This window comes from Rothia sp. HMSC061C12, from assembly GCF_001815755.1.
GTDB classification, from domain to species: domain Bacteria; phylum Actinomycetota; class Actinomycetes; order Actinomycetales; family Micrococcaceae; genus Rothia; species Rothia mucilaginosa.
On sequence record NZ_KV821874.1, the window covers coordinates 16000 to 29360 of the forward strand.

11 protein-coding genes and 1 tRNA gene are annotated in these 13361 nt (G+C 56.7%); 1 reads left to right on the forward strand and 11 read right to left on the reverse strand.

The genetic code is table 11. The annotated features are described in order from the left end of the window. Window positions 1-3 precede the first annotated feature (3 nt). The 10 genes from HMPREF3055_RS07070 to HMPREF3055_RS07110 all read right to left on the reverse strand — a co-directional run bounded on the left by HMPREF3055_RS07070 (window position 4) and on the right by HMPREF3055_RS07110 (window position 10776). Window positions 4-468 carry an FHA domain-containing protein FhaB/FipA gene (locus HMPREF3055_RS07070; RefSeq protein ID WP_005507379.1) on the reverse strand — a complete coding sequence of 155 codons (465 nt, stop codon included), beginning with the start codon at window positions 466-468 and terminating at the stop codon, window positions 4-6. After that, complete coding sequence (locus HMPREF3055_RS07075) at window positions 468-1331, reverse strand: FhaA domain-containing protein (RefSeq protein ID WP_070688778.1); 864 nt, start codon at window positions 1329-1331, stop codon at window positions 468-470. Before HMPREF3055_RS07075 ends, HMPREF3055_RS07070 begins: the two co-directional genes overlap by 1 nt. A 228-nt stretch (window positions 1332-1559) precedes the next feature. Then, window positions 1560-1646: transfer RNA gene (locus tag HMPREF3055_RS07080), tRNA-Leu, on the reverse strand. Window positions 1647-1734: 88 nt separating this feature from the next. Then, entirely contained in the window at window positions 1735-2094 is a 360-nt protein-coding gene (locus tag HMPREF3055_RS07085; protein WP_070644382.1) for a PLDc N-terminal domain-containing protein, read from the reverse strand. Between the two features lie 199 nt (window positions 2095-2293). After that, window positions 2294-3856 (reverse strand): alanine/glycine:cation symporter family protein, encoded by a 1563-nt coding sequence (locus tag HMPREF3055_RS07090; protein ID WP_070738702.1) that lies wholly within the window; start codon window positions 3854-3856, stop codon window positions 2294-2296. A gap of 336 nt (window positions 3857-4192) precedes the next feature. Continuing rightward, entirely contained in the window at window positions 4193-5287 is a 1095-nt protein-coding gene (locus tag HMPREF3055_RS09435; protein ID WP_246826918.1) for an amino acid--tRNA ligase-related protein, read from the reverse strand. Between the two features lie 48 nt (window positions 5288-5335). Next, window positions 5336-7438, reverse strand: a complete 2103-nt coding sequence (locus HMPREF3055_RS09440) for a phosphatidylglycerol lysyltransferase domain-containing protein (protein ID WP_246826919.1) — start codon at window positions 7436-7438, stop codon at window positions 5336-5338. 157 nt (window positions 7439-7595) lie between these two features. Continuing rightward, window positions 7596-8948: a Na+/H+ antiporter NhaA gene (nhaA, locus tag HMPREF3055_RS07100; protein WP_049341966.1), complete on the reverse strand. Its 1353-nt coding sequence runs from the start codon at window positions 8946-8948 to the stop codon at window positions 7596-7598. A 243-nt stretch (window positions 8949-9191) separates the two neighbouring features. Then, window positions 9192-9716, reverse strand: coding sequence for a ferritin (locus tag HMPREF3055_RS07105; RefSeq protein ID WP_049341967.1), 525 nt, complete (start codon window positions 9714-9716; stop codon window positions 9192-9194). Window positions 9717-10224: 508 nt separating this feature from the next. After that, window positions 10225-10776: a MarR family winged helix-turn-helix transcriptional regulator gene (locus HMPREF3055_RS07110; RefSeq protein ID WP_141752094.1), complete on the reverse strand. Its 552-nt coding sequence runs from the start codon at window positions 10774-10776 to the stop codon at window positions 10225-10227. 1466 nt (window positions 10777-12242) lie between these two features. Between HMPREF3055_RS07110 and HMPREF3055_RS07115 the strand changes: the two genes are divergently transcribed. Beyond that, window positions 12243-12866: a superoxide dismutase gene (locus HMPREF3055_RS07115; protein ID WP_005507370.1), complete on the forward strand. Its 624-nt coding sequence runs from the start codon at window positions 12243-12245 to the stop codon at window positions 12864-12866. 135 nt (window positions 12867-13001) lie between these two features. On the opposite strand, the gene HMPREF3055_RS07120 is transcribed toward HMPREF3055_RS07115, so the two are convergent. Continuing rightward, on the reverse strand, window positions 13002-13361 hold a 360-nt coding region (locus HMPREF3055_RS07120), incomplete at its 5' end, for an ATP-binding cassette domain-containing protein (protein ID WP_141758482.1).

A 13361-nucleotide genomic window follows, 5' to 3' on the forward strand; every position in this document is an offset into this window, starting at 1 on the left:
ACACTAGCCCCTCAACTGCATGGTGGTACCGCCAACGCGGAAATCATCACCGGGCTCAATCGGGGTCGCACGAGTCAGACGCTCGCCATTGACGAACGTACCATTAGTAGAATTCAAATCCTCCAGGAACCAACGGGAACCCTGAGGGAATAGGCGCGCATGGCGACCCGAGGCGTAATCATCCTGCAGGGACACCTCAATGTCATTAGCGCGGCCAATAGTAATCGGGTGGTCCCCCAGCTGCATCATCGCGCCAGCCTGCGCACCGGCAGTAATAACAAGCTGCGAAGGGCGAGTCGGCGGAGGCGCAATATGGGTAGCCTCCGGAACCGCATCAACCGGTGCCGCACGATAGTTCTTACCCAAACCAAGGTCACGGCGAGCCGCCGAAACCACCAGGAAAACAAAGAACCAAATCAGAGCCAGAAAAGCGTAACGAAGGATAGTAACGGTCAATTCAGACGCCATTAACGGACACCTCCGGTCGAACTATGGAAGATGATGCGGGTATTACCCATGCGAAGCAGCGAACCGTTCGCCAGCACCACCGGCGCACGCAGAGGCGCACCATTAATCAACGTGCCGTTGGTAGAACCCATATCGGAGGCGACCACCGCACCACCCTGCATCGAAAGCTGCAGGTGACGGCGAGAAACGCCCTTATCGTCCAGACGAAAATCAGCATCAGAACCGCGGCCCAGCACAAACGGCAGATGGTTCACCGGGTGCATGCGACCCTCAATCTCCAAGAAGAAACGGGGAGCCGCCGCAGGGGGCGCTACAGGCATGTTCAGGCGAGCCGCAGGAGCCTGCTGAGGCGCAGGGCTGGGTGCAGGCTGAGCCGGCTGAGCAGCCGGCTTCGTAATGCGGGTCGGCAAAGAAGACTCACGCGGCGGACGCACCGGCGCGTAGTTAGTGGCGCCGCGCAGAGACGGGGATGCCGGAGCCTCCGGTACAGAGAACGGCTCGAAAGTCGCAACAACCTCAAACTCGCCCTCAGAGAGAGAATCAAGAACGTTGAACGTCACGCGAACCGCGCCAATGAGGGTGTAACCCTGCGCGCGGGCGTGCGAAATCGCCAAATCGCACAGCTCAACAGCAAACGGGTTACCCCACTCGCGCACGCGCGGGAAATCGACCGGCGCAAAACGGAGAGTATAGACATTAGGAGCCATAGTGCGACCACTGCCGTCCACGTAGGACTCGTCATCCATCATGATGCGGACGCGGTTAGCGACATCCGCCTTCGCAAAGGTGCCGAAGCCCTTGGAAAGGCCGACAGTGCGGCCGATGCCTTGCTCCAGCTTGCCCAGCTTGTCGAAAAACTTCATGCCGCCTCCTTCTCAACGACCATTCCGAGCAACAGACCGCGCAAACGGTCTTTATCCGAAAGGCTCAGTTTAACGAGCGTGTCTGTGCGTTAGCTGTGTGTCCTGTGAATGAACACACCCGGTTCTATTTTAGGTGATGCACTCGCCATCGCTCTGGAACCCCGTCATTTAGCGGGGAATTGGTTATGGATATGAAAAAATCCCCGGTTCTTTCGAACCGGGGATCGTTGGTGCGCGAGGGGGGAGTTGAACCCCCACGCCCTCACGGGCACACGGACCTGAACCGTGCGCGTCTGCCTATTCCGCCACTCGCGCATGTGTCTTACGGTGTATCACCGCAGGCAACACATAAAACTATACGGACTGCATGCGGTGCTGTCCAATCGAGAGTGTGTGACCTTCGTTACTTAGTGTTGGTGGGGGTGTCAGAAAGAGACTCTGAAGCACTATCGGAGGCGCTATCCGGGGCACTATCAGACGCTCCACCGGAAGCAGCCGCATCGGACGCAACCGCGGAACCCCGCTCCCGCGCCATACGCTCCTGTTCAGCACGCTCCCGGTCAATACGCTCCAAACGCGCACGCAACAACCACGTCACCGGACCCACATACGGCAGGCACAGCACCAGCAGAAGCCACTTCAGCTTCTGTACCTCCGAAAAATGCGGGTTCCGATGAATCGTCACCAAGCACAATAGCGCCAACGCAATACCTGCCAGAAATACAACCGTGACCACCAGCTCCAGTACGGCACGCCAATCCATAAGCCCTCCTAATATCCTTCCTAAGCATACAGACCCGGAGGAATCCACAAGCCCTCAGGGTAGTTCAAGGAGGTGTTCAGAGCCTACCCCGATGGGCAGCCCCATACGCCCCTCAAGCACGCAAAAGGGCCCGCCCCGCACACGGCAGGACGGACCCTCCAACAATGCCTTACGCAGAAACCTGCGCGCGGCTCACAAACTAGCGGCTAGCCTTCTTAGCCTTCTTCGCGGCACGACGCTCAGCAGTCTTCGCATCATACTCAGCCCAGAACTCACGGGTAGTCACCGCGTCAGTGCCATCCCACGCCGCCAGATTCTTAATCTCCGGCATATCCGAAGCCTTGAAAATCGGCTCCAAACCAGCCTTACGCTGAGCCTCGTAATTCTTCAAGACCGCAACCACCTTCGGAGTCAGCAGCAGCACAGCCGTCAAGTTCACAATCACCATGCCGGCATTCAACATATCCGCGGTAGTCCACACCAGATCCAGCGAAGAAATCGCGCCGAAGAACACGAACACCAGAACCAGCGCACGGAAAATATTCATCGGCAGCTTACGCTCAGTCACAAAACGCATATTCGACTCGCCGTAGTAGTAGTTACCAATCACAGTCGAGAACGCAAACATGAAAATCGCGATCGTCAGGAAGTGAACCGCCCAATCGCCCAGCTGCATAGCCAACGCCGACTGAGTCAGCGACGCACCGCGAGAACGATCACCATAAGTCGGGTTCGACAGCAGAACAATAAACGCAGTCACAGTACACGCCATCATCGTGTCAAAATAAACACCCAAAGTCTGCACGTAACCCTGCTTAGCCGGGTGAGAAATAGTAGCGGTCGCACCAGCGTTCGGAGCAGTACCCATACCCGCCTCATTAGTCAGCAGGCCACGCTTCATACCCCAAATCACGGCACCCATGGTACCGCCGGTCACAAACTCCTTAATGCCAAAAGCGCCCTGGAAAATCATCAGCAGCATATTCGGAACCTCGGTAATGTTCAGCAGAACAACCAGCAGGCCCAGCAGCAGATACAGCACCGCCATAATCGGCACCAGCCACTCAGTCACCGAAGAAATCGCGCGAATACCACCGAAAATAATAGCCGCAGTCAGCGCCACCATAATCAAACCAATAGTGATGCGGAAGCCCATCGAGTTAGTACCCGAAACATCAATATTGAACGAGTTCGCCGTAGCATCCACCACAGCATTCGTCTGAACCGCCACAAACACAAACGCGTAAGTGATCACAATAAACGCCACAAAGATGTAACCCATCCAACGAGCATTCAGGCCGCGCTTCATGTAGTACGCCGGACCACCAATATAGGAATCCTTACCGCGCTCCTTGTACAGCTGACCCAGAAGGGACTCCGCAAAAGCGGACGCCGCACCAACAGCAGCAATAACCCACATCCAGAACACAGCACCCGGGCCGCCCATAGCAATCGCCAAAGCAACACCCGCAACAGTACCGGTACCCACACGAGAAGCAGCCGAAACAGTAAACGCACGGAACGAAGAAATGCTCTTCTTACCGTCAGCCTCACGAGCAACCGGGTCACCCAGGACACGAACCATTTCCTTAATGGAACGCCACTGCACACCGCGAGTACGAATCGTAATGTACAGACCAGCAGCAATCAGAGCGTAGTAGAGGAAGTTACTCCACATCCAGTTCTGCACAGCATCCACGGAGGAAGTCAGTTCCGCAGTCTGCGTATTAATGTCCCCGATGATATTCAGAAGAAAATCCACTCGGCACTCCAATCTTGAAAGCAAAAAGCCCGCACGCTCAAATCCGAAAGACGGACAACGTGTGGGCTACATTGCTGGGTGGCGCGGACTCAAAGCCGCGTAACGGAGGCACATACGCTCCGTATGATTAGTCACCTCATTGTGGGGTGCGCAACCCTCACGGAGCAACTTAAAAAGGGGCCCAAGCCAAAATGTAACGAATACTTAATATATGGGCAGAGTAAATATAGACTCCGTGGAGGTGTTGACGGTACCGGCAGGGCGGGCGCAAAAAGCCCGGTACAAGGCACAAAACCTCGCACCGGGCTTAGCGGTGAAGCGGGGGCATCGGATGGGCTATGAGCGTTCAGGCTTCACAAACGGGAACGACAACACCCCACGAATCTGCGTCTGAGCCAACAGCATCACCAAACGGTCCACACCCAGACCCAACCCACCCGTCGGCGGCATACCCGTCTCCAAGGCGTAGAGGAAATCCTCATCCACCTCCATCGCCTCCAAATCACCCGAAGCCGCCTTCAACGACTGCTCCGTCAGACGCTCACGCTGCACCAGTGGATCCGCCAGCTCAGAATAAGCACAGCCCATCTCCATGCCGTTAATCACCAAATCCCAACGCTCCGCCAAACCCGGAACACTACGATGCGGCGCCGCAAGCGGACTCGTCTCGGCAGGGAAATCCGTATAGAACGTCGGCTCCACCGTATGCGCCTCAACCAGCTCACCATACAGCTCCTCAACGATGGCACCCGGACCCATACCCTCGTGAACACGCACACCGTGCTGCTGCGCCAAAGCCAGCAGCTCCTCAAAATCCGTCTGCACATCCACGCGGCGACCCAGCGCCTCCGACAGAGCATCACACACCGACACCACACGCCACGGACCCGACACATCAGATACCGTGCGCTCGCTCGAAGCCCTACGACCCAGCGGCAACGACACCGAACCAAACACCGCCTGAGCGGCATCCTTAATCAGACGCTCCGTCAACTCGCGCATCTGCACATAATCCGCATACGGACGATACGCCTCAAGCACCGTAAACTCCGGATTATGGGTCGCATCAGCGCCCTCATTGCGGAAATCACGACCCAGCTCATACACCGGACCGCTACCGCCCACCACCAGACGCTTCAAATACAGCTCCGGCGCAATACGCAGCGTCAAATCCTCGCCATAGGCATTGATATACGTGCGGAACGGGCGCGCGCTCGCGCCACCGTGCACCGTATGCAGAATCGGGGTCTCCACCTCAAGGAAACCCTCCGCATCCAGCCGGGCACGCAATGCCTTAATGACCGCGGTACGCAGACGCAGATTCTGCATCTGATCCGGATGCACCAACAGGTCCGTGGAACGGCGACGCAGACGCGCCTCCGGGTCAGTAAAGGAGTCGAAGGGGATGGGGTGCAGGCTCTTCGACGCCATGTGCCAGGAGGTGGCAATCAGCGATTGGGTACCGTTACGGCTCGCCCCCTAGGTGCCCCGCACGGTGATGATGTCACCGGTATCCAGGTTGCGGGAGGCGAGGCTCAGCGGGCGCTCGCCCACCAGGCTGCGCTCCATGACGACCTGCAGGGTTTCACCCCCTTCAATCAGAGTTGCAAAGAGGACTCCACCATGGTTGCGAAGCGCGCGAATACGCCCCGAAACCATGAATTCCGAATTTGGAATATTTTCAGAAGAGAATATACGCAGGGCATCCTTCACGCCCAGTACAGGAGCACTGGTACTGCCCAAAGAACCACCCAGCGGATACGGCTCCATGCCCGCCGCACGCAGCGCCTCCAGATGGCGCAGACGGTGCTGAGTCTGATCGCTACGCGACACCTCAGGAAGCTCTTCCATAGTAGCGAGCTGCATCTGGTGAAGAGCCTCCAGCTCATCTGCAGAAAGAACCTGCTCCTGATTCTGCAAACGGCGCGCCGACAGATTCGGCAAAAAGCCCTCCGCCATACCCGCCGCAACCACAACATTTGCCATCGCCAACGTCGGCTCCGTCGCCAAAAAACGAGGAACCCACAGCGGGGCAAACTTCAGATTGAAACGATACAGGCGGCGCAACTGCAGAAAACGATCCAGCACACCCAAAGAGCGGGACGCGAAACGGTTCCATGCCGACGCACCCACCTGATCAGCAGCCTCAAAAATATGGCCGAACATCGCAAAATTCAGCGACACCCGACGCACACCCAAAGACGCCGCCTGCTCCATCAGCGAGGCCACCATAAACTCCACCACACCATTAGGTGCCTCAGGGGAGCGGCGCATCACATCCAAAGACAGCCCCGTAGGACCCCACGGGACGAACGACAGCAGAGCCACCATCTGATCAGCCTCATCATGAGCCGACACCAGAACAGACGAAGAATCCGCCGGATCATTCACACGATTCAGCGCCATCGAGAAGCCGCGTTCCACACGCCCATGACGCCACGCCGAAATATTCTCCGCAACCTGCTGACGCTGCTGCTCATCCAACTCCGCAAAGCGACGCATCTGCGCCGTGTACCCGCCGCGACGCACACGCTGAACCGCCTGACGCACCGGTAGCATCGACGTGTCATTGAGCGTGAAACGGTCCGCCTCAAGGACCGCCTCCTCACCCATCTGAATAATCGACAGACCCGCACGGTTATAGGCGCGCGCACCCGCCTCACTCACGCTCAGCGCCGCAGGAACCCAACCGTAACTACGCGCCTGCAACATCCACTGCTCAATCGCGGCATCCCACGAATCCGGGTCACCCACCGGGTCGCTCGACGCCAAACACACCGAACCCACCGAACGGTACGTAATCGCCGCCCTCTGATCCGGAGAGAAAATCACCTGCTTATCGCGACGCGTCGCAAAATATGAGAGCGAATCATTGGCACCGTACTGCTGCAGCAGGGCGCGGATCTTCAGCTCCTTCTCGCCGGTCCACGCATCCGGGGCACGATAACCGCGAGCCAACAGATACAGCGCCGCAACCAGCGAGGCACCGTAACCAAAAGACGCCAAGAAAGCCACCACATCAGCAGACCACACGCCAGGATGGGTACGCTCAATACCCATGCCGTGCATCAGCAACTCCCACGGGGTCACCGAACGCAACGGCTCCCACACGCCGATGTGGCAGAGGTACCAGAGCACCAGAGTAGTCAGCAGGATGCCGCCAACAGCCGTAGCCGCCGCACCCGCCCACGAGAGGCGACCAATGCGTGCCGGGAACGCCGAACGAATCGAGAAAAGGAAAGGCACCAGCGCACACGCAAACACGATGGAGAGCGTATCGACCGTCGAGGAGAAAATACGGTCCTTCGGCATAATCCCCGCGGGGAACACCAGCGTGAAGGCGCTATGGGTCGCAATCAGCGCGCCAAGCACCTGAAAAACGATGGCGGCAATGAGAGCGGCACGCTTGCGCACAATCAGCCCGGACACAAGCACAATCATCGTAATGGCGCTGGGTAGCGTGTGCGTGGAGGGAATATTCAGCAGGTCAGCGGTGACTTCCCACCAAGTGAAGCCGCGACCGTGCCGCAGAGGAGAGATAATCCACGCGAACGTGGTCAGTAGCGCGGCAAAAGAATACACCCCGATCACCACGCGTGCTGATATCTCTGCATACCTTGAGGGAGGCGCAGGCGCCTGTCTTGCTCGTGCTGTACGGCGACGTGAGGTAGTGCGGTGAGACATCATTATCAGCGAGGAATCGGGGTGTAGAGAAGGTAGTAGACCTTAGAGGTTCTGGCTAGGCTTCAGCCTTCGGGTCACGGTAGGTGCCCTCGAAGACGTCGGGGATGCCGTTGTCGTCAGCGTCCACGCTTTCCTTCTCAGCCAGGGCACGGTAGTGCTTGTTACGGCGAGACAGGATAGCCGCGCCCACAATGGCAGCCAGAACAGAGCCAACGAGAATCGCAATCTTTGCGTCTTCGGTGTGCGGAGAGCCGTGCGGGAAGGACAGCTCAGCGACCAGCAGGGACACGGTGAAGCCGATACCGCCGGTTGCAGCCAGACCGATCACGTCAATCCATGCGATGTCCGGATCGAGGTTAGCGTTCTTGAAGCGAGTCACGAGCCAGGTGGTGCCGAAAATACCGATGGTTTTACCGGCAACCAGTGCGACCATAATGCCGACCGCCACCGAGTCGGTGAGGGCGCGTCCGAGGCCTTCAAAACCGCCCACAGCCACACCCGCGCTGAAGAATGCGAAAATCGGCACGCAGATGCCGGTAGAGAGGGGACGGAATCGGTGCTCCAGCACCTCTGCAAGACCGTGTTCAGCCTGTGCCGCCTCGGAGCGAGCGGACATCTTCACGGGCACCAGGAAGCCCAGAACCACACCAGAAATGGTGGCGTGAATACCGGACTCGAGGAAGAGTGCCCAGGTGATAATACCCAGGGGCAGAAGCAGCAGCCAGGCAGCCAGCGGCTTCAGGTGCAGCATGGTCTCACCGCGGTAGGCAATGAACGCGAAAAGAGCGAGGGGAATGAGCGCGAAGAGCAGGTACTCGCCGTGGAAGTTATTGGTGTAGAAGATCGCGATAATGCAGATTGCAATCAGGTCATCGACCACAGCCAGAGTCAGCAGGAAGACACGCATCGCCGAGGGGAGGAAAGTACCCACGGCAGCGAGAACAGACACCGCAAACGCAATATCGGTTGCGGTGGGGATTGCCCAGCCGTGCAGAGCGGTGGGGCTGGTGAAGTTCAGCGCCGTGTAGATAATCGCGGGCACTGCCACGCCACCGAAGGCGGCCGCAATCGGCACAATAGCGGTGGAGGGCGACTTGAGGTCACCAATCACGAATTCCTTCTTCAGCTCCAGGCCGGTGAGGAAGAAGAAAACGACGAGCAGACCGTCTGCTGCCCAGGTTCCGATGCTCATCTGCAGGTGGTTGAAGCCGGGGATGACCGGGCCAACAACGGTGTCTCGCAGACCAAAATAGAAGGTGGATGCGGGGGTGTTGGCGAGTACTACTGCCAGCACCGTCGCAATCAGAAGTACGGTACCGCCGACTGATTCTGCACGCAGAATGTCGGCTACGCGGCGTGAGTTGCTATATGAGCCGCGGCTGAGGGTATCTGGATTGGTGTGAGTCATTCTCTCCTCTTTCTGCCGCGATATTATGCGGCATCTAAGGCTTTTAAGTTTACTCTGCACTGTATGAGTATTCGAGTAGCTTCTGGCGGCTTTTAGCTCATGGGCGGTGCACCGCGGTGTGCTTTCATGGCGTATATACATAAACGTTCCGCCCTCCCCACGGCGTGTGGGGAGGGCGGAACGTTTAATATTTTGCAGATATTCTGCGTGGTCGACTAGGTGTCTAGCCGCCTGAACGCAAGATTAGGAACCAGCGATTGCGGGTGCGCCGGACTCCTGGCCGTGGTCGTGTGCCAGCTCGCGTGCAACGTAGTTCTCCAGGTCGAAGAGGTTGCCGTTTGCGCGCTTCACGATGGTCACCAGGGTCTCCATGGTTGCAACTTCCTCAACCTGTTCCTTCAGGAACCAGAGGATGAACTGCTCGCCCAGTGCGTAGTTCTCAGCGCGTGCTGCGGAGAACAGGGCCTCGATCTGACCGGTGACAGCCTTCTCCTGTGCCAGGGACATGTCAACGATTTCCTGAACGTTCTCGAAGTCGTTCTTGACAGCGGGAACAGCGGGGATCTCGACCTTGTGGCCGCGGTCCAGCTTGTACTGAACCATCATGAGTGCGTGCTCGCGCTCTTCGAGGGACTGCTGGTAGAAGAACTTAGCCAGCTGGGGCAGGTCCTCACCGTCGAGCCAGATAGCCATGGACAGGTACTGGTGGGATGCAGCGAACTCGTGGCCGATCTGCTCGTTCAGAAGGTCGTAGAAAGACTTAGACATATGGTTTCTCCTTATATGGTGGTTGCTTTTGGGTGCCGGGATGGCGCGGTGCAACCTGTTGATATTTATCGTAAGGGGTGGGGTGCGCCATGTACAGAGAGAAAAGGCTAATCGGTGAATCAGATAAGGTACCCCTGACATATTGTCACCACAACCCTTAGTGTGGATGCCCTGAATACTTTCTTTGGATTGTGTGGTATTGGGTGTGTTTCCTTGAGATTTCGCGGTTTAACAGGGATAGACAGCGGGTTTAAAAACCACAAACCCTACGGCTCAAGGTAAACATAGAGACACCATGTTGGGTGCCTGCGCACGGGGCTAGAGGGCGCAAAAAATCTTAAAAATCTCTCGAAAATGCGGCGAAACTGATGTGGCTAGAACCCCGATGCGCCCCCAACCACCTCCGTAAAGGTTGTTCTGCGCGCGCCTTTAAAGAGATAAGGCACGTTCCCAATGGGAATGTGCCTTATCTCTGGTTCTCTCAACTCTCACCCGAAGGCGGAGGAGGTTATTGTGTGGGGTAGTTCCCACGCTGCAGTGCATCAATCGAGATGACGTTTGAGGGGGTGTTGCCGAGGACCGCCTCGCCGATTTCTGCGAGATGCTCAACCTGTTCGGTGGTCAGGTGGTCGAAAATTTGGCGGCGTACTTCGCTCACGTGGCCGGGTGCGACCTCCTGCACCTTCTGCTCGCCTGCGGGGAGCAGGTGGCAGATGCTGACTCGGCGGTCTTCTGCACTGAGGGAACGGCGGACGTAACCGTCCTTCTCCAGGCGTGCCACAACGCGGGAGAGGCGTGCCGGGAGGGTGTTGGTAGTAACTGCCAGCTCGGTCATGGTGAGGGAATGATCCTTGGACTCGGAGAGCATCGCGAGCACCATGTATTCGACAAAGCTAATGCCAGCTTCGCTCTGCAACTGGTTTTCCAGTTTGCGGGTGAGGCTGAAGATGATGGAGCTGATAAAGAGCCAGCCTTCTCGCTCTTGCGGGGAGAGCCACTGGATGGATTCGCTGTGTGCGGTATTGTCAGACCGCTGCGCAGACGTGGTTGGTATGGGCACGGGATTGGTTCCTCTTTTATCGGATATGGAGCTCCCTTATTAAGGGGAGGTGTGGTGTGCTGGCACCCATTGTAGCGAAAGGTCTTGCCCAGTAACCCTAAATTGGTACGGTCAAGTAATGGTTGACACTTTGGTGCTAATTTTTTGGAGGGTGCTAGGGTCATCTTTTTGCACGCAGCGACTATAAAAACCTTGGGTAGACAAGTGATGCACGACATATTTAAAAAGATTTCCGGTACAAGTATAGATGAGAACGTACCAAGAAGCATACTCATGAATTGAGCCAACTTCCGCGGAATATCAAGGTTTTTAGGGGTGTGGATGAAAATTCTAGGGAGTGTAAAGAGCTTGCCAAGGGTGAAAAATAACGAAACGATAACAAAATTTTTAAAAAAATCTCGGTTTTGGCTTTGCAACCGTAATGAAACCGTGTACACTAATTACATAACGGGGTCGAAGGAAGCCTCCGAGGCGAGACCGGAAGCTCGCTTCGATAGGTTCGACTCTCTATTTATCGGTGATTGTCGTCGGTGTACGAGTAACTCGTATTTCTACCGACGGATGTGCGGTGCGGGTGCAGTTCGTGGTTGGGCTGCATTCCGTACCGTATCTTTTTAACTCGAATTTCTATCAACTCACTCTAAGAGCATCCAATGGTCGGGTGCTCTTTTTCTTTGCCCTCATAGGGATTAGCAAGAGCGCCCCTGCGAACTAGGGGAGGAGCATGAATTGAGGGGTCTGCGTATCTGCACTGCGCACCTTGCAGCTGTGGTGTTGCTGCGCCGTATCGCGCCAGGAATGTTATCCATAGGGGTTATCCACAATGGTTATCCACAGTGTGGAGAACTTACACGCATGTGATTTGGTGAAGCTGGCGATGGTGGCAATGCAAGATGCAAAGAGGGGCCCAGTCGAAAAATTCTTGTAATTACAGGCTTTCGAGGCTGTTAAAAGCGAGGGTAAGTTCTTAAACAGAAGACCTTTTCACCTTTAAAACCGCGGAACCCGAAAATTTCCACAGCTGTGGATAACCCTGTGCACTTAATCCACCGCCTCCGGCGTAAGGAGGCGCGTAAGATCGCTCGGCGGCCCTGTTAGTACTCAATATTTTGGCTAGTAGAAGGAAAAACACCCCGAATGAGGGCGAAAATTCTGCAGTTTATCCCCCGCGCATCCCCAAAATAGGATGTTATCCACAGTAGTTATCCACAGTGTGGAGAACTTACAACTCTGTTATTCATATGAGTGCATACCCCGGTATTTCAAGGCAGAATAGGGTGCCGACCCCGAAAATCCTGTTGATACACAGGATTATCCACAGGTGTGGGGAAAAGTCTTCGCCTGAAATCCACATGCTCAAGCAAGGTCTTACATAAATGTGACGCACCCCAACTCATGAAAAGTAAAGTAAACGCTACGCTGGTAATCTTTAATACAAGCCAAGTTTTCTAATGAAAGGCATCATCATGGCTGAAAAGTACACCCTCCCCGAGCTCCCCTACGACTACGCGGCGCTCGAGCCCCACATCTCCGCAAAGATCATGGAGCTGCACCACGACAAGCACCACGCAGCATACGTTGCAGGCGCTAACGCAGCTCTCGAGCAGCTCGAAGAGGCACGCGAGAACGGTGCATACGGCAACGTCTCCAAGCTCTCCAAGGACCTGGCGTTCAACCTGGGTGGCCACACCAACCACTCCATCTTCTGGAACAACCTGTCCCCCGAGGGCGGCGACAAGCCCACCGGCGAGCTGGCAGCGGCAATCGACGAGTTCTTCGGCTCCTTCGACAAGTTCCGTGAGCACTTCACCAACGTTGCACTGACCATTCAGGGCTCCGGCTGGGCAATCCTCGCATGGGACACTGTTGGCAAGCGCCTCATCATCGAGCAGCTTTACGACCAGCAGGGCAACATCTCCGTTGCACTGATTCCCGTTCTGCAGCTGGACATGTGGGAGCACGCATTCTACCTGGACTACCAGAACGTCAAGGGCGAGTACGTCAAGGCATTCTGGAACATTGTGAACTGGGCTGACGTTCAGGCTCGCTTCGAGCGCGCAGTGTCCCAGACCAAGGGCCTGGTCCTCTAATCTAAGTTTTCGTCAGCGCGGTGAAGTAGCCGCGGTGAGGTAACTGAAACGGGTGTCCGGCGCCTCCATATTCGGAGGTGCCGGGCACCCGTTCGTTGTATTCAGATGCTGCCCCGCGGGGTTGGGTGCAGAACCCTAGAGCGCCAGCGTGCGGTCAATGCGGATGCGGCGGCAGAAATCCTCATCGTGGCTCACCACGATGAGCGCACCGGTGTAGGCTTCGAGTGCCTGCACCAGCCAATCCACCGAAGAAATATCGAGGTTGTTCGTCGGCTCATCCAGCATGAGCAGTTGCGGCACCGGATCTGCCAGAAGCACCTGCGCCACCGCGGCGCGGAACCGCTCACCGCCGGAGAGGTCACCGGTCTTATGGTGCACGCTCTCGCGGCGGAAAAGCAGGCGCGCCAACTGGTCGCGCAGATGCTGCTCGCTCACCCCGGGGTTAGCACGCTGCACGCTCTGCAAGAGGGTGAGCTGCGGGTCGAGGGTGATGCG

Excerpts from the sequence above, each read along its gene's own strand:
- HMPREF3055_RS07070 (WP_005507379.1), bottom strand. The coding sequence starts at position 468 with ATGGCGTCTGAATTGACCGTTACTATCCTTCGTTACGCTTTTCTGGCT.
- HMPREF3055_RS07075 (WP_070688778.1), bottom strand. The coding sequence starts at position 1,331 with ATGAAGTTTTTCGACAAGCTGGGCAAGCTGGAGCAAGGCATCGGCCGC.
- HMPREF3055_RS07085 (WP_070644382.1), bottom strand. The coding sequence starts at position 2,094 with ATGGATTGGCGTGCCGTACTGGAGCTGGTGGTCACGGTTGTATTTCTG.
- HMPREF3055_RS09435 (WP_246826918.1), bottom strand. The coding sequence starts at position 5,287 with ATGGCGTCGAAGAGCCTGCACCCCATCCCCTTCGACTCCTTTACTGAC.
- nhaA (WP_049341966.1), bottom strand. The coding sequence starts at position 8,948 with ATGACTCACACCAATCCAGATACCCTCAGCCGCGGCTCATATAGCAAC.
- HMPREF3055_RS07105 (WP_049341967.1), bottom strand. The coding sequence starts at position 9,716 with ATGTCTAAGTCTTTCTACGACCTTCTGAACGAGCAGATCGGCCACGAG.
- HMPREF3055_RS07115 (WP_005507370.1), top strand. The coding sequence starts at position 12,243 with ATGGCTGAAAAGTACACCCTCCCCGAGCTCCCCTACGACTACGCGGCG.